This is a genomic window from Bacillus cereus group sp. N12 (assembly GCF_016483575.1).
GTDB lineage: Bacteria > Bacillota > Bacilli > Bacillales > Bacillaceae_G > Bacillus_A > Bacillus_A toyonensis.
The window spans coordinates 24,602-46,019 of sequence record NZ_JAEHBO010000031.1 but is presented as its reverse complement, the minus strand read 5'-3'; the positions used below and the strand labels follow the sequence as shown (position 1 = coordinate 46,019).

Below are 21,418 nucleotides of genomic sequence, written 5' to 3'. Positions count from 1 at the left end.
ATTTTACATAAAAAAAGAAAGAAATTCGACGAAATTGTTTGAAAAAAAATTATGAATTCCCCTTGATTCATTTTATGAAAGGTGTTAAAGTTTGAATTATTATAAGAAATAATGAATATTTATTCTTTAGGGGGATGTAAAATGGAGAAGAAAAAAGTTGTATTAGCATATTCCGGAGGTCTTGATACTTCCGTTGCAATTAAATGGTTACAAGAGAAGAATTATGATATTATCGCGCTTTGTTTAGATTTAGGGGAAGGAAAAGACTTAGCGTTTGTAAAAGAAAAAGCACTTTCAGTAGGTGCAATTAAATCGTATATGATTGATGTTCAAGAAGAATTCGCGAATGAATATGCATTGATGGCGATGCAAGCACACACGTTATACGAAGGGAAATATCCTCTTGTCTCTGCATTATCTCGTCCACTTATTGCGAAAAAATTAGTAGAAATCGCAGAACAAGAAGGCGCAACTGCAGTTGCACACGGATGTACAGGGAAAGGGAATGACCAAGTTCGTTTTGAAGTTTCTATTCAAGCATTGAATCCATATTTAGAAGTGATTGCGCCTGTACGTGAATGGAAGTGGTCACGTGAAGAAGAAATTGCATATGCAAAAGAAAACGATGTACCAATTCCAATTAATTTAGATAGCCCATTCTCAATCGATCAAAACTTATGGGGACGCAGCAACGAATGTGGAATTTTAGAAGATCCATGGGCAGCGCCGCCAGAAGATGCATACGAAATGACATTAGCATTAGAAGATACACCGAATAAACCAGAGTTTGTAGAAATTGGATTTGAAGCAGGAGTACCGACGACTTTAAATGGCACTTCATATTCACTGTCAGAACTAATTAAAACGTTAAATGCCCTTGCTGGAAAACATGGCGTTGGACGTATCGATCACGTAGAAAATCGTCTTGTCGGTATTAAATCTCGTGAAGTATACGAATGCCCAGCAGCAATGACGTTAATTACAGCGCATAAAGAGTTGGAAGATTTAACACACGTGAAAGAAGTAGCACATTTTAAACCGGTGATTGAACAGAAAATAACGGAACTTATTTATAATGGCTTATGGTTCTCTCCTTTAAAACAAGCGCTTCATGCATTTTTACAAGAAACGCAAAAGCATGTAACAGGTACAGTGCGTGTGAAATTATTTAAAGGTCATGCGATTGTAGAAGGGCGTAAATCTGAATACTCGTTATATGATGAGAAATTAGCTACGTATACTGCCCAGGATGAATTTAATCATGATGCAGCAGTTGGATTCATTTCATTATTCGGTTTACCGACGAAAGTATACAGTCAAGTGAATCAAAAGAAGGTGGAAGCGTGAGCAAACTTTGGGGCGGACGTTTTACAGAAGAAGCGGAAGCGTGGGTTGAAGAGTTTGGAGCGTCCATCTCCTTCGATCAACAATTAGTCAATCAAGATATAAATGGGAGTATTGCACACGTAACGATGCTAGCAAAGCAAGGGATCGTTACGAAAGAAGAAGCAGAGAAAATAAAGGTAGGTCTTCAGTATTTATTAAAAGAAGCAAAAGAGAATAAGCTTCAATTCTCAGTAGAAGCAGAAGATATTCACTTAAACATTGAAAAAATGTTAATTGAACAAATTGGCGAAGTAGGAGGGAAACTTCATACAGGCCGAAGCCGTAACGATCAAGTAGCGACTGATATGCATTTATATTTAAAAGAAAAAGTAGAACATATTATTAAAGCTACAAAACAATTGCAGACTGTTCTCGTTCATCAAGCGGAAAATAATATTGAAACGATTATGCCTGGCTATACGCATTTGCAGCGTGCCCAGCCAATTTCATTTGCACATCATATTCTCGCGTACTTTTGGATGTTAGAGCGTGATGTGAACCGTTATGAAGATTCATTAAAGCGTATTAACATTTCACCATTAGGGGCAGGAGCATTAGCTGGGACAACATTCCCGATTGACCGAGAATATAGTGCGGAGCTTCTTGGATTTAATGGAATCTATGAAAATAGTTTAGATGCAGTAAGCGATCGTGATTTCATACTGGAGTTCCTAAGTAACTCATCTATGCTCATGATGCACTTATCACGCTTCTGCGAAGAACTTATTTTATGGAGTAGCCAAGAGTTTCAATTTATTGAAATGAGCGATCAATACGCAACGGGAAGCAGCATTATGCCGCAAAAGAAAAATCCAGATATGGCGGAACTAATCCGCGGTAAAACAGGCAGAGTATACGGTAATTTATTTAGTTTACTTACAGTCATGAAAGGATTACCGCTCGCTTACAATAAAGATTTACAAGAAGATAAAGAAGGAATGTTTGATACAGTAAAAACAGTAGAAGGCTGCCTTCACATTATGGCAGGCATGCTGGAAACGATGACTGTAAACAAAGAAAAAATGGGGCAAGCTGTAACGCAAGATTTCTCTAATGCAACAGAAATTGCTGACTACTTAGCGAACAAAGGATTACCATTTCGTCAAGCTCATGAAATTGTTGGAAAGCTAGTGCTACACTGCACACAAAAAGGAATTTATTTAGTAGATGTACCACTTGCAACGTATAAAGAAATGAGCTCGTTGTTTGAAGAAGATTTGTATGAAGTTCTTTCGCCATATGCCGCTGTAAAGCGTCGTAACAGTGCTGGCGGGACAGGGTTTGAGCAAATTGAAAAAGCTTTGGAGAAGGCGAAAGGGTTAGTTGGAGAGTTTGTAGGAATTAAATGATGTATGAGATAGAAGGTAAGGTGCTTTTTATAGAAAGTACCTTACCTTTTTGTATTTAGATTTTTACAGGAGTATTTATCATTCCATAATCATAAAATGATGTTTCTCATGTATGGCTAATAGTTGAATAGATTGAATCAAATTAGGATAGTGAGCAATTGGATCTAAAAATACGATATGCCCTGCAATATTTTCTTCTATATTTTGAATGAGTTTTTTTATTTCATTTGTTTCACGTGTAAGTAATTCTTCTAATTGAGTTACATTCATAGATTGATAGACTTTTTTTGAAGGGGTTAAAATCCAAGGTGCTTTCATTCCTTTGCCATGCTTTTCTTTATATTCGGCATAAATGTCATGTATGTCAGTTGCAAATGGGGTGTTTCTTCTGAGCTTGGCATAAGGGATAAGAGTGAAAGAGAATTTAATCGCTACTTTTAGCATTTTTGCAATTAAATATAGGTGATAAAAATGCTCTCCAATAGACCATTTTCCATTCTTTTGCTGATACCACAGTTGTTCTTGAGATAGTGAATGGAGATGAGGAAGGAATTCGTTCCTTTGTACATGTAATGTATGAAAATGTTTTGAGATATTTTCAGATTTCATATTTTGACACCCTCCACATTTTTCCTAATTATAGCATTTTTCGTGTGGATGTAAGTAGGCCTAGAGCAATTTGCTCTAGGCCTACAATGTATCGATTAATCATACTTATGTCGATCTTCCGTAATTCGAATATACTCAATATCCATTAAATCTCGTAGTAATGCACCATTACTTAGTTCAATTCCGTGTGTCTCTTTAAAATGTGCACGAATCGTCTCTAACATTTCAATTTCTTTTCCATTCACATCTAAAATAATACGTTCAGAATCATCCATGTAGCATCCTCCTTTTTTACACATATATATTTTGTCCGTCTATTTCTAAAAAATGTATGTTAACCTAAAGTTAGGAAATAAGAAAGGGATGAAAAATGAGACGTATTTATTTTATAGGGCTAATTTTGTACACATTAATTGTATTACATGTTGCATTCCCAAATATCTTTTCATTTGAGGATGTAGAAACAGTACACGTTGCGATATTTATTTTTGCTCTATTTGTAGTAGATTGCTTTATTTCTATATGGCTTTCGAAAAGAAAACATGTACAAGATAAAAAAGAAATGGAACGGAAAAAGAGAAAACGTTCATTTTGGATGATGACGTACTGTTTGTCTTTAGTATTTACTGCTGCCTTTTTTAGTGAGTATATTCCATTAGAAAGATTAAATATTGGTTTTGGAGCGTTCGTATTTGCATACTATTTTTTCATGCATTTTCTTCCTTATATGAAAGAGAAGCGAGGAGGAGAGGAAGATCCTCTTGTAGAAGAAGCGAGAGAACGCGAGTATAAGAGAATAGAAGAAGATATACAAAAACTCGGAGAACAAAAATGGTATTTGAAATCAAAAATCATATATGTTTTTTGTTTCATTACGCCGCCAATCGGTTATTTGTATGTTTTCTTTCTTCGTAAAAAAATGACAGAAGATGCAAAGCAATCTTATTTAACGGTAGCTACGATCATGATGGCGCTGTGGTCCTTAAAATTTCTTCCGCCTTATGTATTAGCAATTACTGTTGTTATTGTGGCTTGTCTTGTATTTATAGTAAAATATATGAAATGAAAAACACCAAGCCCATCTGGACTTGGTGTTTTATTTATACATTAAAGATCACCTTGCTCCTCATCACCACGAACAACAAGGACATCGCATTTCGCATAGCGAATAATATGTTCAGAGACGCTACCGATTAAGAAACGCTCAACAGCATTTAAACCAGTCGCACCACACATAATTAAATCTACTTTATGGTTTGGAGCGATTTCTTTTGAAATTTTAGATTTAGGATTACCAAATTCTAATACAGTTTCAATTTTTTCAAGGCCAGCTTCAAGCGCAGTTTTTTTGTAGTCTTCTAATAAGTCTTCTGCAAATAGATTTGCACGTTCAGCAATTGCGCGGCTATAAGCTTCTACTGCTGAGTATGCTTTTACATCAACGATATGAGCAATTGTTAATGTTGCATTGTTTCGTTTTGCGACTTGAATTGCTTTTTTAAAGGCTTTTTCTGCTTCTTTAGAACCGTCCACCGCGATTAAAATATTTGTATATGTATTATTCATAGTAAATTCCTCCCAATCATTTTTATTACCTTTTACAACTTTATTATAAAACAAATTTTGGTAATGTGCTTGTCGGAAACGTTACAGAATTTTGAAAACTTTATTTTAATTCATTTTAGTTGTAATTGGTGCGAGAACTTGTTACATATGAACTATAGCAATTTAAAAGGGGGCAGTTTTGTGAGACATGCGCTCATTACAGCCGGTACGAAAGGTTTAGGAAAGCAAGTAACAGAAAAATTATTGGCTAAAGGCTATTCAGTAACAGTAACATATCATAGCGATATAACGGCTATGGAAACGATGAAAGAAACATATAAAAATATGGAAGAGCGTCTACAATTCGTGCAAGCGGATGTCACGAAAAAGGAAGATTTACATAAAATAGTAGAAGAAGCGATGAGCCGTTTTGGCAAAATTGACTTTTTAATTAATAATGCTGGTCCATATGTATTTGAACGGAAAAAGTTAGTCGATTATGAAGAAGAAGAATGGAATGAAATGATTCAGGGCAATTTAACAGCGGTATTTCATTTATTAAAACTTGTCGTTCCGGTCATGAGAAAACAGAACTTTGGCCGTATTATTAATTACGGATTTCAAGGGGCAGATAGTGCACCGGGATGGATTTATCGCTCAGCTTTCGCGGCAGCAAAAGTAGGACTTGTTTCATTAACGAAAACAGTTGCTTACGAAGAAGCGGAATACGGTATTACTGCGAACATGGTATGTCCTGGTGATATTATTGGTGAAATGAAAGAGGCGACAATTCAAGAAGCACGCCAGCTGAAAAGTCATAACACACCAATTGGTAGATCTGGAACAGGTGAAGATATCGCAAGAACGATTTCGTTTTTATGTGAGGATGATTCCGATATGATTACCGGTACAATTATTGAAGTGACTGGTGCAGTGGATGTTATTCATAGACATCGATAGAACAAAATAAAATGGAGTTTTAAATAATTGGACAGTTTATCCTTCATACTGAGAGATGCGGATAATACTGTCCTTTCATGTAATATTAAATCTATCGGAAAACTTGTGTTATTTTTTTGTCAAATATTGAGATATTATGTTAGAATATAAGGGCGTAGAAAGCGCTTTAAAAAATGATTCAGGGGTCATTTCATAACTCAAGGGGGAACTAATAATGCGTATCGGTATTCCAACAGAAATTAAAAACAATGAAAACCGTGTGGCAATGACGCCAGCGGGAGCAGTACATTTAGTACAAAATGGTCATGAAGTTTTTGTTCAAAAAGGAGCAGGTTTAGGATCTGGCTTTACAGATGAAGAATATGTACAAGCTGGTGCGAAACTTGTTGAAACTGCTGAAGAAGCATGGAACCAAGATATGGTTATGAAGGTAAAAGAGCCAGTTGCAAGTGAATACGGTAATTTCCGCGAAGGTTTAATTTTATTCACATACTTACACTTAGCTCCAGAACCAGAATTAACGAAAGCATTAATTGATAACAAAGTGGTATCAATTGCATACGAAACAGTACAATTAGACAATCGTTCTTTACCATTACTTGCACCTATGAGTGAAGTAGCTGGTCGTATGTCTGCACAAATCGGTGCACAGTTCCTTGAGAAAAACAAAGGTGGTAAAGGTATTTTACTTGCAGGCGTTCCAGGGGTGAAACGCGGAAAAGTAACGGTTATCGGTGGTGGTCAAGCTGGTACAAACGCAGCGAAGATTGCAGTAGGTTTAGGTGCAGATGTAACAATCATCGACTTAAGTGCAGAACGTCTTCGTCAATTAGATGACATTTTCGGTAACCAAGTAAAAACGTTAATGTCTAATCCTTACAACATTGCAGAAGCAGTAAGAGAATCTGATCTTGTTATTGGTGCGGTATTAATTCCAGGTGCAAAAGCGCCAAAACTTGTAACAGAAGAAATGATTCAATCAATGGAACCAGGTTCTGTCGTTGTAGATATTGCGATTGACCAAGGTGGTATTTTCGAAACAACTGACCGTATTACAACTCATGACAACCCAACTTACGAAAAACATGGCGTTGTTCATTATGCAGTTGCAAATATGCCAGGTGCGGTTCCACGTACATCAACTCTTGCATTAACAAACGTAACAGTACCATATGCAGTACAAATTGCTAACAAAGGCTATAAAGACGCTTGCTTAGGCAATTCTGCATTACTAAAAGGTATTAACACATTAGATGGATATGTAACATTCGAAGCAGTTGCAGAAGCACACGGCTTACAATACGCTGATGCAAAAGAGCTTCTTGAAAAAGCTCCTGCTTTATCATAATAGAAATATATGTAGAGCCTTCCTTTTATTAGGAAGGCTTTTATTTAAGGGGAAAACATTGTACAATTAAAATAAGAAGAAATAAAGATGTAAATAGGAGGGGCAATATGGGGTATATTTATGATATTTTGTCAGTGGGTTTGCTTATAGCAGGAATTATTACAATGGTTGTAGGCAAAAAGAAAAATGATCTGAAATTAAGAGGGATTGGTATTGGGATTGTAACTGCAGTACTTATCATTGGATTACCAGATTTTGCAAAAGGTTACATGGAAGGTGTACTTTCTGCTGGAGATAGTGCATTTCCGATAAAATAGAAAGGATGATCTTTAATTTCTCTTATAGTTAGGAGAGATTGGAGGTCATTTTTTATTTGAATTTTCCATATGGAATTTTTTTCTTGTTAGTAAAATGCCTCTTATGCTAATTTAAAGATAAGTATATAAAGGGGTGTAAAGAGGGGGATTCTATGGAAAAGATAAATTTAATAGATTTAACAAAAGATATAAAAGATCAACATAAAAACTTCGTCGTTTCAAATATAAACAGTCATTGTTTACGAATCGCTGTATTTACTGGTGAATATGATTGGCACTATCATTCTAATTCGGATGAATTATTTATTGTGCTAGAGGGAGAATTACTTATTGATTTTGAAGATGGAGAAACAGCGGTTTTAAAGCCAAATGATTCTATCTTAATTCCAGCATGTACGATTCATAGAACGAGAGCATTCAAGAGAACTGTAAATCTTTGTTTTGAAAATATAGAGGCTGATACGATTATAGTGGAGCAATTATGAGGGAATTATCTGTAGCCCAGTATAGAAAAATACTTTCGATTTTAGAAAGTAATACAAGAACCACAACTTTTGCTTATGCAGTATGTGATCAAACGATAGATGGTAGGGTTTTTGCAAACGAGGAGTTAACAGCAGGACTAATTATCACAGCTAATGGCATTTATTATTTATTTGGTAATACGCAAGAGAAAAGTTATAACGAAGATGTATTTTCGTATATAAAAACGGCCATTGAAAAAACAGAGAAGAGATTTACATTGTTCACTTCAAGTGAAGGATGGGAAATGATGTTAGAAGAGCGTTTTAGTAATGTGCTTCGGAAAATCCCGCGAATGAAATTTCAAAGAGTAACCTTTGAAGAGAGAAAGCGAGATTGTAACAAAAATACATATGAAGTGAAGCGTATTGATAGAAGAGATATAGAGCGAAGCAGTGAATTTAAAGAGGAGTACTACAAAGAATATTGGGGATCAAAAGAAACGTTTTTGAATAGTGGTTTTGGATTTTGTATAGAACAAGGTGGGATAATTGTAGCTGAATGCGTCTCAATATTTAGCGGGAATGGTTTTGCTGAAATAGATATTGCAACACATGAAGCGCATCAAGGGAAAGGATTAGCTCAAGCTGTTGCAAAACGGTTCATTGAACATTGCATGCAAAATGATATTATACCGAGCTGGGATTGTTATGTAGACAATATTCCTTCACGAAAATTAGCTAGTAAATTAAGTTTTTATCATCCAATAGAATATAGTTTGTACGTAAGAAAACGGGGGAATAAAAATGAATGTAGAATTAACGAGATTTAAAGTTAAGCCTGGTAAGAGTCATCGAGTAGATGAATGGATGCAGCTTCTTAATGACAATATGAAAGAAGTCCTTTTGACATTAAACGACGAAAAGATGTATGTTGAGACAATTTTCCGGGAAATAAGAGATGGAGAAGAGTACTTATATTGGTATTCTGTGCAAGGAGAAGGCGGGGCTCTTGTCGAAAATTCTCATCATGAAATTGATAAAAAGCATGTAGCGTTTTGGTATGAGTGTATTGATGAAGAAGCACCGTCTGTTGATATGAAAACAGAAGTTGTTATGATTCAAGATGTTGTGAAGGAAGCGATGAAATAATAGAATAGTGTTTTTTGGAGAAGCACATTAAAATAGATGTGCTTTTTATTATGCAAAATTTTAAAAAAGAAAAGCTGTATTTAGATATTTTTCAGTGAAAATAAAGGGGGATTTCAAGAGCATTTTAGGACAAACTATAATGAAAAGACCTACCAATATACGGTGTAGTCGTAACAGGAAAAATAGAGGATTTACAAAGTTTACAAGGGTTACCGTATATTAAGGTTGCTGTTAGAGGTGTAACAGTTGAGAAATATCGATTACAAGTAATTAATGTGAATAATCAGAAAATTTATGTTATAATATGGGAAAAGGAGGTTTATATGAGGCAAATACATGGAGCAATTTATATTTACATAACAATGTTTTTCGTGGCGATATCCTATGGATTGGGGCACGTGTATTCGCATCCTATACTAACTTTTTTAAGCGGAGCATGTATGGCGTTTGCGCTTCTTGTCCACCTTTTCTCAGTTTGGATCGTAAAATTTCAATTAAATATTAGTGAAATAGAAGAAGGCACTTTTTAAAGGGCCTTCTTTTTTAGTAATATTGGCGAAGTCCTTGTAGTAATTTTTCAATTTCGTATTCAGTTTCCTTACATATAGATATTGTACGTAATCTGAAAAATAAGCTACGTAAGAAAGCTTTTATATTTCCGTATAGAAATTCGTATGATTCAATATGTAGCGTTGATTTTTGAACTTGTAATTGAGTTGCTAAATCACGAAGGGCTAATATGAGTACTTCTTCCTTTAGGCCATTTTGCAGCATTGCGACAATTGGATAAACGAGACGCTCATCTTCTTCGTATTTGTAATAGATGGAATGAACACAAACTTTGTTTAATAAAGTTTGTAATATTTCTTCGTAATATAAATTTTCCAGTTTAGGACTATTCACAAGCGCTTCAAATGTATCGGAAGCATGAGCGACACTATGCGCCCAGCCACGTTCTTGGACATAGCCTCGTAAGTCGTGCTCTTTGTTCATATATAAAATTAATTGATCTTTTACATTTAATATATCAGTCTGTGATAAGAAATTATGATTTGTATCTGCATCAATAATGAGCGCAATTAATAATGTCGTAAATGCACGGGTAAATACCGCATCTTCGTCATCCGAATGAATCTTATACAATAAATATTTATCACTGATGCTTTCTAATAATAGTTTCTGCAAGTGTGAGTGTGAAATATAGCCCTTCTTGATGAGATGATAAAAAGTAGAGTAAATAAGTTTATCCCTTAAATAACTATCAGTAACACCGATATGTTCAAGCATATTGGAACTTAAAGAATTGATATGAATTGTGTTGTCCAGTATGTAATTATTATTACGAATTTCTTCTAACTGTTGTTGTAACATATAAACCTCCTATTTTAGAAAATTCTGCATTTTAATAATATAATAAAAGGAAGAAATAGACAATAAAGTGAAACTTTAATCAGTGGGGGGTTCATCCCCCAACTAACTTCTTTGCTTTCACCGAATTTTGAGGTTGGGGTCTTACTGCCCGTTACTGCGGGATAAATAAGTGCTTTTGAATGGAGGGCATTATGAAGAGAGCATTATTCTTTTTTATAAGTATTTTCTTTTTAGGAAGTTGTTCGATTTCGTATGTTACTTTTTCTAGCGAGAGCAAAAGTTGGACGGGGCAATATAAAGGGCATATTAAGGATGACAGTGAAGATGGAATATTTACGTTTCAGTATAAGGGCGGAGATGGAAATACAGAATTTAAAAATTTGGAGATTTCTATTCATGGGACCTTTAGTACAATGACAGAAACGTCAGAAGTTCATAAAGGAGCAAGGATTGAAATGAAATCTTCTTGTGTAAGTTGTGCGCCTCTATCTAAAGATGAACCGATAGAGATTGTGATTAAATGGGATGATAAGTATGAAGAGAAGATGGTTTTAAAGCGGAAATAGCAAACATAGAGTGAGGGATAAAAATGAGTAGGAATATGAGAGTTTCTATGTATATATTTTTTAGTGTATTTCTAATCATATTATCAGCGTGTACTACAAAACAAGTAGAGGTAAAAAAAGTACCTGAAGAAGGGTATGTCATAGTAAGAAATGATGCGGTATTTTTTGTCGGTGATAAAACGTTTAATACAAAAGTAGAGTTGCAACATTATATAGAACAACAAATGAATAAAGAACATCCATCAGATATAGTGTTGAGCTTTAAGGAGAAAAACGCATCTGATCAATTAAAAACAGGAGATAAAATAAAAGTATGGTCTTCTCACATACTTGAAAGTTACCCAGGACAAATGATTGTAGAGAAATTTAAAGTAGTAGAAAAATAGAAAAAGGCAGCAATTAAGCTGCCTTTTTCTTATTTTACAAATTGTAATTCTTTCGGGAATTTCGTTAAAATTTCTGATCCGTCTTTTGTGATGTAAATATCATCTTCAATACGAACGCCACCTACGTTTGGTACGTAAATACCTGGTTCGATTGTGAAGACCATACCTTCTTTTAATAGAGAATCGTTGCCTTCTTTTACATCTGGATATTCGTGAACGCTAATTCCAAGTCCGTGACCAAGTCGGTGTGGGAAGAAGTCTCCGTAACCTGCATCCGCGATAACAGAACGAGCAGCATTATCAATTGCGCCAAGTGTAACGCCTGGTTTACATGCTTCAACTGCTTGTAGTTGTCCAGCAAGTACAGTGTTGTAAATGCGAGTTTGTTCTTCAGAAAGTTCACCGAATGCTACTGTACGTGTAATATCAGAGCAATAACCGTCAATAATTACGCCTAAATCAAATAGTACGAAATCGCCGCGCTTCATTTTGTTAGCACCTGGAATACCGTGTGGAAGAGCAGAGTTAGCACCTGCTAATACCATCGTATCAAATGACATTTTATGTATGCCTTTTGTTTTTAATTCGTGTTCAATAATTGCTAATACTTCTAGTTCGCTGCGGTTTTCTTTAATTGCATTTACCCCAACTTCAACAGCATAGTCTGCCATTTTAGCTGCTTCACGTAAAATAGAAAGTTCTTTTTCATCCTTAATTAAACGAAGCTCGCGAACTTTTTCCTCTGCTGATTTGAAAGCTGCATTTGGGAATAATTTTGTTAATTCTTCGTAACGTTCTACGTTTAAATGTTCTTTTTCAATTGCAACTGCATTTGCATTGATGCCACGGTCTTTAATTGCTTTTGCAATCATATCCCATGGTCTGTCAGTATCAGTAAATCCGATAATTTCATGTGCCCATCCAGCGTTACGTGCTTGGCCTTCTTCCATTTTAGGGCAAATTAAAATAGGCTCTTTTTCTTGGAATACAAACATACCAAGTAGTCTTTCGTGTGGTTCACAGTGGAAGTTTGTCATGTAGAAAACGTTTGGTGTAGAAGTTAAGAACGCGGCTTCTACGTTTTTTTCTTTTAGCCATTGCATTAAATTTTCTAATCTAGCATTCATCGATTGGCACCCCCGAGATATTTAATTACAAATATAACTTTACCTCGGAAGAAAGCGTTATGACAAGTAAATAGATGTTAGAAAAGACAGGGAATTGAAAAATCATGTAGAATAAAAAGTGAGAATGTGAATAGGGGAGGAATGTAATAATGAAAGTATCTTATCATGGGCATTCAGTTGTAAAGATTGAAACGAATGGAAAAGTGATTTTAATTGATCCATTTTTAACGGGAAATCCGAAAACAGATTTAAAGGCTGAAGATGTAAAAGTAGATGCAATTCTTTTATCGCACGGTCATGGTGATCATGTTGGAGATACAGTAGAGCTTGCGAAGAAAAATAATGCAGTTGTTGTGGCGCCATTTGAACTAGCGACATTTTTAAGTTGGCAAGGTGTAGAAACACATCCGATGCATATTGGTGGTTCACATGAATTTGACTTCGGAAAAGTGAAGTTTACACAAGCATTCCACGGCTCTAGTTATATTGATGAAGAAAATAAGACGATTACATATACAGGTATGCCAGCGGGTATTTTATTTACAGCAGAAGAGAAAACGGTTTACCATGCAGGGGATACGGCTCTATTCTCTGATATGAAGTTAATTGGGGAACTGAATGATATAGATATAGCGTTTTTACCAATTGGTGATAATTTCACAATGGGACCAGAAGATGCTGTTTTAGCAGCAAAATGGATTCATGCGAAAACTGTTGTACCGATGCATTACAATACGTTCCCAGTTATTGAACAGGATCCATATCAATTTGTAGAAAAACTACAAAATTGTACAGGGAAAGTATTAGAAGTTGGAGAAAGTATTACGCTATAAAACAGATACCCTTCATTTGAAAAGACAAGTGAAGGGCTTTTTATGCGTGTAGTACAGCTTTTAAAGTCTGTATTTGTTTAGTTGACTCTTCTCTTTTTGAACGCGGCTGTTCAGGAGTTTCATTCAAATCCATTGCAACTTTTTTCCCATCTACACAAGCTAAAAATACTGCGCCTATAACCTCTAAAATTTTTTTCATCATGTATTCGCTCCTTTGTTTCATTTCTTGTCTTAATTGTATATGGAAGTGTGTGGACGAACTATCGAACGAGATGACAATAGCATTACATTGTTGTAATGGAATGACTAGTGGAATGTAAGGGTCATTTTGTTATAAAAAAAATAGTACAGATATACAAAGAGAGAGTGTAACAGTTTTGAAAATATAGTATACTGGGAATACAACACATGAAGAATTTAGGGAAAAGAAAGTATGGTGAAACCATTTGGCTACCAAACATAATCAAATTTTAGAACATATTAATAGCCTACCGGTAGGGCATAAAATTTCTGTAAGGCAAATTGCGAAAGATTTGAGTGTAAGTGAAGGGACAGCTTACCGTGCGATTAAAGATGCAGAAAATAAAGGATATGTTAGTACAATTGAACGTGTCGGAACAATTCGAATTGAACAAAAGAAGAAAGAAAATATCGAAAAACTAACATATGCAGAAGTCGTTAACATTGTCGATGGTCAAGTACTTGGAGGCAGAGAAGGACTACATAAAACATTAAATAAATTCGTAATCGGGGCTATGAAATTAGAAGCGATGATGCGCTATACAGAAGCGGGGAACTTGCTTATCATCGGGAACCGTACGAATGCACATCAATTAGCATTAGAAACAGGGGCCGCTGTATTAATTACAGGTGGATTTGATACAGAAGAGCATGTGAAAAAGTTAGCAGACGAATTGAAGTTGCCAATTATTTCGAGTAGCTATGATACATTTACGGTCGCAACGTTAATTAACCGCGCAATTTATGATCAACTTATTAAGAAAGAAATTGTACTCGTTGAAGATATTTTAACACCGATTGAAGAAACACTATATTTAAAGCCTAGTGATATCGTGCAGAAATGGCATGAGTACAATGAAGAGACGATGCATGGACGTTATCCAATTGTGGATGAAAATAAAAAGGTGTTAGGTATCGTAACTTCGAAAGATATGATTGGTGTTGCGAAAGATACACCAATTGATAAAGTGATGACGAAACACCCTATTACGGTAAATGGAAAGATGTCTGTCGCAGCTGCAGCGCGTATGATGGTATGGGAAGGTATTGAATTACTTCCTGTTGTGGAAGATGGAAATAAATTGCAAGGTATCATTAGTCGTCAAGATGTACTTCAGGCATTACAGATGATTCAGCGTCAACCACAAGTTGGTGAAACGATTGATGATATTGTAACGAATCAATTTATGACGCCGAAAGAAGCAAAAAATGAGCATTTGTATCAATTTTCAGTGACACCACAAATGACGAATTCAATCGGAACATTATCTTACGGTGTATTTACAACAATTGTGACAGAAGCAACAAACCGTGTCATTCGTGCTCAGAAGAAGAGTGATTCAATTGTTGAGAACTTAACAATTTATTTTGTAAAGCCGGTTCAGATTGATAATGTTGTATCCGTTCATCCGAAAGTATTAGAAATTGGCCGTAAATTTGGTAAGGTTGATGTAGAAGTACACCATGAAGGTAATGTTGTTGGAAAAGCATTACTTATGGTGCAATTGATTGATAAATAAAAAGATGGAACAAATCGTTTTGATTTGTTCCATCTTTTTTTATGTAGAGAGTGATTTATATAATATTAAATGACAGAATATTAATTTATTTAGATGGTAGACTATGTTACAATTATATTGTAAGAAAATGGATTTTGAGGAGGCGGTATGCAATATGTCATCAGAAATAATCTTCTTTGGTGGTATCGCACTATTTTACTTTCTTGTAATGATACCGATCCAATATTTATATTTACAAGGTTTACATGAAAAAAGGAAACGTACAGGATTATCTCAGCGAGAACTATATGAAAAAATGTCTTTTGAAGAGGAACAATTACATTTTCATGTGCAAGGTAACCTATTTAATATACCTTCTGCGTTTGTTGCATATATGATTTTAAAAAGTAGAGGATGTAAAAAAGCATCACAATGGTGATGCTTTTTTACGTTGCTTCATAAGCTTCTGCTTCTTTAACTGCTAATGGAAAGAAATGTTTATATTGGCGAAATCCATTAAATGCACTCGCACTACCAAATAGAACGAATAAAACACCGACGATCATACGAGCGGTTGAAAGTTCTAAAAAGAATTGGTTTATCCCGAAGAATAAGACGAATGAACCGAGTGCCATTGCGGATTTTCCTGAGAGCCAACCTTTTTCCATTGGGCGGTTTGTACGAAAGTATTTTGTTTTGTAGAAGAGGTACAACATAAATGAGACGATAATACAGAAGACTAATACTGGCATAATGCACACTCCCATCGCTTTGTGAAAAATTATAGTGAAGAAAAAAGAAATATCTAAACTTTCTAATTTTTATTATAAAGCAATTGTTCGCATGTATGAAATACTTTCCGTTATAATGGAGGATAAAGTGAAGAAGTTGAATAAAAAGGAGATTATACATATGCATGAGCAAATTTTAGGAGCAATTAAAGAATTTGAGACAATTATTATTCATCGTCATGTGCGTCCGGATCCAGATGCGTTAGGTTCACAAGGTGGTCTTGGTACGATTTTGCAAGAATCGTTTCCAGAGAAAAATATTTATACGGTTGGGTACAATGAACCGTCACTAGCATACTTACGAGTAATGGATAATATTGAAGATAGCGTATACGAAAATGCACTTGTTATCGTTTGTGATACTGCGAACCAAGAACGTGTTGACGATCAACGCTATACAAAAGGGAAGATGTTAATCAAAATTGATCATCATCCAAATGAAGATCCGTACGGAGATATTACGTGGGTAGATACGACAGCAAGTTCTACAAGTGAAATGATTTATGAGTTTTATAACTATGGAAAAGATAAAGGATTAAAAATAACAAAAGAAGCAGCTCGCCTTATTTTAGCAGGGATTGTTGGGGATACAGGTCGTTTCTTATTCCCGAATACAACAGCAAAAACACTCCTTTACGTAAGTGAGCTTGTTGATATGGGTGTGAAATTCACAGATTTATACAATGAAATGTATAAGACAAAAGAAAAAATCGCTCGTTTAAATGGCTATATTTTACAAAACTTTACGATGGTAGAAGAAGGAGCAGCTTACATTAAATTAACGAAAGAAGTATTAGAAGAATTTGATGTACTTCCTTCTGAAGCATCTGGTGTTGTTGGAGCTCTTGGTAATATTGACGGATTAAAGGCATGGGTTCTATTTTTAGAGGAAGACGATGTAATTCGTGTTCGCCTTCGTTCAAAAGGGCCAGTTATAAATAAATTAGCAATGCAATATAACGGCGGAGGACATCCGATGGCTTCTGGTGCAAAAGCATCTTCTTGGGAAGAAGCGGATCGTCTGTTTGCTGATTTACGTGATATTTGTAAATAAGAGAGTATATGTTAAAACGAAAAGAAGGAGCGGCGCTTAAGCCCTCCTTCTTTATTTTTCTTTCTCTATATCAATACTAATTTCAAGTACAGTATCAAAAGAAATTGTATCGACTTTAAAGCGGTATATACGATCGTAATGTTTGTACGTTTTGTTTTCGATTGCTTTTTTGAGTAGGTCTTTATTTTTTGCGATACTTTGAATGTTTTTCGTTAAAAGATGCTGGAGGTCATTATGGATAGAAGTGGTCATATTTTCGAGTGTTAGATTGTCTAAATCATATTTTTCTCGATTTATTATTTTTATTTTAATCTCTTGAATTGTTAAGAGACGTTTATTTTCTGTGTTCAACTTTTCTTGATCTTCGAGAAGGACGTGGAGCTTTGCTTCTTGTTTTTCTATAATTTCTCTTTGTTCTGCTATTTTACTAGCTTGTTCTTCTTGAAAAACACCGTATATGTACAAAAAAATAAACCAGCTCAACACGCCTCCAACAGCAGCACCAGCTAAAACTAAGTACCATCTTTTTGCTGTATTGGCACTTGGCACTCTCATACATGTTCCTGCGTTAGCCATTTAATAATAATAAGACCTGTTTGCATACCGCCAGTTGCGAAAAAAATAAGGAGAATTTGTTTTACGATATCTTTCATATCTCCGCCAAAGAAACTTCTTTCAAAGCTATAAAAGGTATCGAATGTTCCGCCGATTGCTGCAACGAGTGCCCAAATTCTTAAATTTTGGGCGAATTGATTAATGTAAGTTAGAGCTGGTTTTCCGATAAGAAACGCACCAAATCCACCAATTAATGAACCGCCAAGTATAACCCCAAAGGCAATAAAATAACTAATAATAAGCAGAGAGAAAAAAGTATGTTCTCTTACATCCATCGTCATTCCCCTTTCTTCTTCATATATATGGACAAAGTATGAGAAGTATGTTTTGATTTCCGCTTTCCTCATCACCTATAATGAAAGTAGTCAAATAGGTAAAGAGAGGGTACAACAGTGAAGTTTGTGCATTTACAATGTCAAACCGTTTTTAGTTTATTAAAAAGTGCTTGTAAAATTGATGAGCTTGTAGTCAGGGCGAAAGAGCTTGGTTTTTCATCGTTGGCTATTACGGATGAAAATGTTATGTATGGCGTTATTCCGTTTTATAAAGCATGTAAGAAACATGGTATACAGCCTATTATCGGCTTAACAGCTTCTATTTTTAGTGAAGAAGAAGAAAAGTCTTATCCGCTCGTCTTACTTGCTGAAGATGAAATAGGCTATCAAAATTTATTAAAGATTTCTAGTAGCATTATGACGAAGTCAAAAGAGGGTATTCCGAAGAAGTGGCTTGCGCATTATGCGAAAGGATTAATTGCTATTTCACCAGGTAAAGATGGGGAAATTGAACAATTATTATTAGAAGACAAAGAGGATCAGGCGGAAGAAGTAGCTTGTACATATCAAAATATGTTCGATAATTTTTATATGAGTTTGCAGCATCATGCGATTCAAGATGAACTGCTCCTGCAAGAAAAATTACCTGAATTTATTAGTAAGGTAAATGTCCCAGTCGTTGCAACAAATGATGTGCGCTATATTAATCAAAGTGACGCGCTCGTTCACGAATGTTTACTATCAGTTGAAAGTGGAACGAAAATGACTGATCCAGACAGGCCGAGGCTCAAAACGGATCAATATTATTTAAAGTCATCGGATGAAATGGAAGCACTATTTTCTCACACGGAAGAGGCGATTTACAACACTGTAAAAATTGCAGAACGTTGTAAAGTAGAAATACCGTTTCATGTAAATCAATTACCGAAATTTCCTGTTCCATCTAACGAGACGAATGATATTTACTTACGCCGTGTTTGTGAAGAAGGCTTGCATAAACGTTATGGTACGCCAAAAGAAGTGCATATAAAGCGTTTGAATCATGAACTAAACGTCATTTCTAGTATGGGATTTAGTGATTATTTTCTCATCGTATGGGACTTTATGAAGTATGCACATGAAAATCATATTTTAACAGGACCAGGCCGTGGATCGGCAGCTGGCTCACTCGTTTCGTACGTATTAGAAATTACAGATATTGATCCGATTGAATACGATTTGTTATTTGAAAGATTTTTAAATCCCGAACGTGTGACCCTTCCGGACATTGATATCGATTTTCCAGATATAAGACGTGATGAGATGATCCGATATGTGAAAGATAAGTATGGTCAGCTCCGCGTGGCGCAAATTGTAACGTTTGGGACGCTTGCAGCGAAAGCAGCAATTAGAGATATTGCTCGTGTAATGGGGCTTCCGCCGCGAGACATTGACATATTTTCAAAACTTATTCCATCAAAGCTTGGTATAACGTTAAAAGATGCATATGAAGAATCACAATCACTCCGTGAGTTTATACAAGGGAATCTTCTTCATGAGCGTGTGTTTGAAATTGCAAAACGTGTAGAAGGCTTACCTCGTCATACGTCTATTCATGCCGCTGGCGTTATTATGAGTCAAGAACCGTTAACAGGTAGTGTAGCAATTCAAGAAGGACATAACGATGTTTATGTTACGCAATATCCTGCTGATGCATTAGAAGAACTCGGGTTGCTCAAGATGGACTTTTTAGGCTTACGTAATTTAACGTTACTTGAAAATATTATAAAGTTTATTGTGAAAAAAACGGGGAAAGAAATTGATATAAGGAATTTACCTCTCCAAGATGAAAAGACGTTCCAATTGCTAGGGAGAGGGGATACAACGGGGGTATTCCAGCTTGAATCAGGTGGTATGCGAAATGTACTTCGCGGATTAAAACCGAATGAGTTTGAAGACATTGTCGCTGTTAACTCGTTATACAGACCAGGACCGATGGAGCAAATCCCAACCTTTATTGAATCGAAGCACGGAAAAAGAAAAATTGAATATTTACATCCGGATTTAAAGCCGATTTTAGAAAGAACATACGGTGTAATTGTATACCAAGAACAAATTATGCAAATTGCATCGAAGTTAGCAGGGTTTTCGCTCGGAGAAGCGGATTTATTACGCCGAGCAGTGAGTAAAAAAAATCGTGATATTTTAGATCAGGAACGTCAGCATTTCGTGCAAGGTTGTTTGCGAAACGGATACGATGAGACATCAGCAGATAAAATTTACGATTTAATTGTAAGATTTGCGAATTACGGTTTTAACCGAAGTCACGCTGTAGCTTACAGTATGATCGGATATCAGCTTGCCTACTTAAAAGCGAATTATACGTTGGAATTTATGACAGCATTATTATCAAGTGCAATTGGAAATGAAGATAAGATTGTGCAGTATATACGAGAAACGAAGCGGAAAGGTTTCCACGTTTTGCCACCGTCACTTCAGAAGAGTGGTTACAACTTCCAAATAGAAGGGAATGCGATACGTTACAGCTTACTTTCAATTCGAAATATCGGAATGGCTACAGTGACGGCATTGTTAGAAGAACGAGAGAGCAAAATGTTTGAGGATTTATTTGAATTTTGTCTTCGTATGCCAGCGAAGTTTGTAACAGAACGAAATTTAGAGGCGTTCGTCTGGTCGGGATGTTTTGACGATTTTGGTATTTCGAGAACGAATTTATGGAAAAGCCTTAAAGGAGCGTTAGAGTACGCAAATCTTGCCCGTGATTTAGGGGATGCTGTTCCAAAATCAAAATATGTACAAGGAGAAGAGCTCTCTTTTATTGAACAGTTAAATAAAGAGAAGGAAGCACTTGGCTTTTATTTATCAAGCTATCCGACAGCGCAGTATGTGAAGTTAGCAAAAGAATTAGAAATTCCATCTCTCGCTCAGGCGATGCGAAATAAGAAAAAAGTACAAAGGGCTATCGTGTATATAACAAGTGTGAGAGTCATTCGTACGAAAAAATTGCAAAAGATGGCGTTTATTACATTCTGTGATCAAAATGATGAAATGGAAGCGGTTGTTTTCCCGGACACGTATATACATTTCTCAGACAAGTTACAAGAAGGGGCAATTGTTTTAGTTGACGGTACGATTGAGCTAAGAAATCATAAGCTGCAATGGATTGTAAACGGACTATATCCGTTAGAAGAAATGGATGTTTATGAAGAAAAGAAAGATGCATCTGTTTACGTGAAATTGCCGTCTCAGTATGAAAAAAAGCTTTTGAATCAGGTTACAAAAATATTGTTTGACTATTCGGGTTTTGCGAAAGTACTAATTTATTATGAAAAGGAACATAAAATGGTACAATTATCTCGAAGTTTATCGATTCATCCAAGTGAAAAATGCTTAGGAACACTTCGTGAAATTGTCGGGGAAGAGAATGTAGTTGTGAAAATATAATGGACAATTTCCCTACACTTCGATTATTATAGTAGTAGTGTTCGTGGTCAGACCACTTGGAGAAATTGATACCAGCTAGAATAATTTGAG

At 35.5% G+C, this 21,418-nt stretch carries 26 protein-coding genes and 1 pseudogene; 18 read left to right on the top strand and 9 right to left on the bottom strand.

Features of this window, described 5'->3' with window-relative positions; genetic code table 11:
• Positions 1-141 precede the first annotated feature (141 nt).
• Together JDS92_RS15805 and argH are read left to right on the top strand one after the other, a co-directional pair.
• The gene (locus JDS92_RS15805) at positions 142-1,347 is read left to right on the top strand and encodes an argininosuccinate synthase (protein WP_000412319.1); all 1,206 of its coding nucleotides are present in this window, start codon (positions 142-144) and stop codon (positions 1,345-1,347) included.
• Entirely contained in the window at positions 1,344-2,735 is a 1,392-nt protein-coding gene (gene argH / locus JDS92_RS15800) for an argininosuccinate lyase (RefSeq protein WP_199632137.1), read from the top strand. Before JDS92_RS15805 ends, argH begins: the two co-directional genes overlap by 4 nt.
• A gap of 78 nt (positions 2,736-2,813) precedes the next feature.
• Here argH and JDS92_RS15795 read toward each other — a convergent pair whose 3' ends face one another.
• Both JDS92_RS15795 and JDS92_RS15790 read right to left on the bottom strand, forming a co-directional pair.
• Positions 2,814-3,344, bottom strand: a complete 531-nt coding sequence (locus tag JDS92_RS15795; protein ID WP_199632136.1) for a DinB family protein — start codon at positions 3,342-3,344, stop codon at positions 2,814-2,816.
• 95 nt (positions 3,345-3,439) lie between these two features.
• Positions 3,440-3,619: a hypothetical protein gene (locus JDS92_RS15790; RefSeq protein ID WP_052943339.1), complete on the bottom strand. Its 180-nt coding sequence runs from the start codon at positions 3,617-3,619 to the stop codon at positions 3,440-3,442.
• Between the two features lie 95 nt (positions 3,620-3,714).
• Between JDS92_RS15790 and JDS92_RS15785 the strand changes: the two genes are divergently transcribed.
• On the top strand, positions 3,715-4,410 hold the full coding sequence (locus tag JDS92_RS15785; RefSeq protein ID WP_199632135.1) for a hypothetical protein: 696 nt from the start codon (positions 3,715-3,717) through the stop codon (positions 4,408-4,410).
• Positions 4,411-4,451: 41 nt separating this feature from the next.
• Here JDS92_RS15785 and JDS92_RS15780 read toward each other — a convergent pair whose 3' ends face one another.
• Complete coding sequence (locus tag JDS92_RS15780) at positions 4,452-4,910, bottom strand: universal stress protein (RefSeq protein WP_001066672.1); 459 nt, start codon at positions 4,908-4,910, stop codon at positions 4,452-4,454.
• Positions 4,911-5,057: 147 nt separating this feature from the next.
• On the opposite strand from JDS92_RS15780, the gene JDS92_RS15775 reads away from it, so the two are divergent.
• The 8 genes and pseudogenes from JDS92_RS15775 (at position 5,058) to JDS92_RS15740 (ending at position 9,657) form a co-directional block, all read left to right on the top strand.
• Positions 5,058-5,849: an SDR family oxidoreductase gene (locus tag JDS92_RS15775; RefSeq protein WP_002039744.1), complete on the top strand. Its 792-nt coding sequence runs from the start codon at positions 5,058-5,060 to the stop codon at positions 5,847-5,849.
• A 214-nt stretch (positions 5,850-6,063) separates the two neighbouring features.
• Entirely contained in the window at positions 6,064-7,197 is a 1,134-nt protein-coding gene (gene ald / locus JDS92_RS15770; protein ID WP_001219395.1) for an alanine dehydrogenase, read from the top strand.
• A gap of 107 nt (positions 7,198-7,304) precedes the next feature.
• Positions 7,305-7,514 (top strand): hypothetical protein, encoded by a 210-nt coding sequence (locus tag JDS92_RS15765; protein ID WP_000540692.1) that lies wholly within the window; start codon positions 7,305-7,307, stop codon positions 7,512-7,514.
• Between the two features lie 152 nt (positions 7,515-7,666).
• On the top strand, positions 7,667-7,999 hold the full coding sequence (locus tag JDS92_RS15760) for a cupin domain-containing protein (protein ID WP_098911627.1): 333 nt from the start codon (positions 7,667-7,669) through the stop codon (positions 7,997-7,999).
• A complete protein-coding gene (locus JDS92_RS15755; protein ID WP_199632134.1) occupies positions 7,996-8,808 on the top strand; it encodes a GNAT family N-acetyltransferase in 813 nt (270 codons plus the stop codon). The genes JDS92_RS15760 and JDS92_RS15755 overlap by 4 nt, the downstream gene beginning before the upstream one ends.
• Positions 8,783-9,127, top strand: coding sequence for a DUF6176 family protein (locus JDS92_RS15750; protein ID WP_052943344.1), 345 nt, complete (start codon positions 8,783-8,785; stop codon positions 9,125-9,127). Before JDS92_RS15755 ends, JDS92_RS15750 begins: the two co-directional genes overlap by 26 nt.
• A gap of 143 nt (positions 9,128-9,270) precedes the next feature.
• Positions 9,271-9,384: pseudogene (locus JDS92_RS31705) on the top strand (anti sigma factor C-terminal domain-containing protein); the annotation flags it as partial.
• Positions 9,385-9,450: 66 nt separating this feature from the next.
• Positions 9,451-9,657, top strand: coding sequence for a hypothetical protein (locus tag JDS92_RS15740; protein ID WP_001248905.1), 207 nt, complete (start codon positions 9,451-9,453; stop codon positions 9,655-9,657).
• A gap of 13 nt (positions 9,658-9,670) precedes the next feature.
• On the opposite strand, the gene JDS92_RS15735 is transcribed toward JDS92_RS15740, so the two are convergent.
• Entirely contained in the window at positions 9,671-10,498 is an 828-nt protein-coding gene (locus JDS92_RS15735) for a DUF2785 domain-containing protein (RefSeq protein ID WP_000941467.1), read from the bottom strand.
• A 191-nt stretch (positions 10,499-10,689) separates the two neighbouring features.
• Between JDS92_RS15735 and JDS92_RS15730 the strand changes: the two genes are divergently transcribed.
• A complete protein-coding gene (locus JDS92_RS15730) occupies positions 10,690-11,064 on the top strand; it encodes a hypothetical protein (protein ID WP_000816705.1) in 375 nt (124 codons plus the stop codon).
• Between the two features lie 23 nt (positions 11,065-11,087).
• Positions 11,088-11,450: a DUF3221 domain-containing protein gene (locus JDS92_RS15725; RefSeq protein ID WP_199632133.1), complete on the top strand. Its 363-nt coding sequence runs from the start codon at positions 11,088-11,090 to the stop codon at positions 11,448-11,450.
• A 29-nt stretch (positions 11,451-11,479) separates the two neighbouring features.
• Here JDS92_RS15725 and pepQ read toward each other — a convergent pair whose 3' ends face one another.
• Positions 11,480-12,577 (bottom strand): Xaa-Pro dipeptidase, encoded by a 1,098-nt coding sequence (gene pepQ / locus JDS92_RS15720; RefSeq protein WP_000994035.1) that lies wholly within the window; start codon positions 12,575-12,577, stop codon positions 11,480-11,482.
• 149 nt (positions 12,578-12,726) lie between these two features.
• On the opposite strand from pepQ, the gene JDS92_RS15715 reads away from it, so the two are divergent.
• On the top strand, positions 12,727-13,410 hold the full coding sequence (locus JDS92_RS15715) for a metal-dependent hydrolase (protein ID WP_000868935.1): 684 nt from the start codon (positions 12,727-12,729) through the stop codon (positions 13,408-13,410).
• Positions 13,411-13,450: 40 nt separating this feature from the next.
• Here JDS92_RS15715 and JDS92_RS15710 read toward each other — a convergent pair whose 3' ends face one another.
• Positions 13,451-13,612 (bottom strand): hypothetical protein, encoded by a 162-nt coding sequence (locus JDS92_RS15710; RefSeq protein WP_000976100.1) that lies wholly within the window; start codon positions 13,610-13,612, stop codon positions 13,451-13,453.
• Between the two features lie 244 nt (positions 13,613-13,856).
• On the opposite strand from JDS92_RS15710, the gene JDS92_RS15705 reads away from it, so the two are divergent.
• Both JDS92_RS15705 and JDS92_RS15700 read left to right on the top strand, forming a co-directional pair.
• Positions 13,857-15,170 (top strand): DRTGG domain-containing protein, encoded by a 1,314-nt coding sequence (locus JDS92_RS15705; protein ID WP_000201581.1) that lies wholly within the window; start codon positions 13,857-13,859, stop codon positions 15,168-15,170.
• Between the two features lie 154 nt (positions 15,171-15,324).
• Complete coding sequence (locus JDS92_RS15700) at positions 15,325-15,588, top strand: DUF3949 domain-containing protein (protein WP_199632132.1); 264 nt, start codon at positions 15,325-15,327, stop codon at positions 15,586-15,588.
• A 7-nt stretch (positions 15,589-15,595) separates the two neighbouring features.
• Here JDS92_RS15700 and JDS92_RS15695 read toward each other — a convergent pair whose 3' ends face one another.
• Positions 15,596-15,901, bottom strand: a complete 306-nt coding sequence (locus tag JDS92_RS15695; protein ID WP_001144779.1) for a YtpI family protein — start codon at positions 15,899-15,901, stop codon at positions 15,596-15,598.
• A gap of 160 nt (positions 15,902-16,061) precedes the next feature.
• On the opposite strand from JDS92_RS15695, the gene JDS92_RS15690 reads away from it, so the two are divergent.
• On the top strand, positions 16,062-16,994 hold the full coding sequence (locus JDS92_RS15690) for a DHH family phosphoesterase (protein ID WP_000545153.1): 933 nt from the start codon (positions 16,062-16,064) through the stop codon (positions 16,992-16,994).
• Positions 16,995-17,045: 51 nt separating this feature from the next.
• Here the strand turns inward: JDS92_RS15690 and ytrI are convergent, their stop codons facing one another.
• Both ytrI and JDS92_RS15680 read right to left on the bottom strand, forming a co-directional pair.
• A complete protein-coding gene (ytrI, locus tag JDS92_RS15685; RefSeq protein ID WP_001265733.1) occupies positions 17,046-17,549 on the bottom strand; it encodes a sporulation membrane protein YtrI in 504 nt (167 codons plus the stop codon).
• Positions 17,546-17,959 (bottom strand): YtrH family sporulation protein, encoded by a 414-nt coding sequence (locus JDS92_RS15680; RefSeq protein WP_002034291.1) that lies wholly within the window; start codon positions 17,957-17,959, stop codon positions 17,546-17,548. Before JDS92_RS15680 ends, ytrI begins: the two co-directional genes overlap by 4 nt.
• Before the next feature lie 42 nt (positions 17,960-18,001).
• Between JDS92_RS15680 and dnaE the strand changes: the two genes are divergently transcribed.
• The gene (gene dnaE / locus JDS92_RS15675; RefSeq protein ID WP_097959251.1) at positions 18,002-21,328 is read left to right on the top strand and encodes a DNA polymerase III subunit alpha; all 3,327 of its coding nucleotides are present in this window, start codon (positions 18,002-18,004) and stop codon (positions 21,326-21,328) included.
• Positions 21,329-21,418 lie beyond the last annotated feature (90 nt).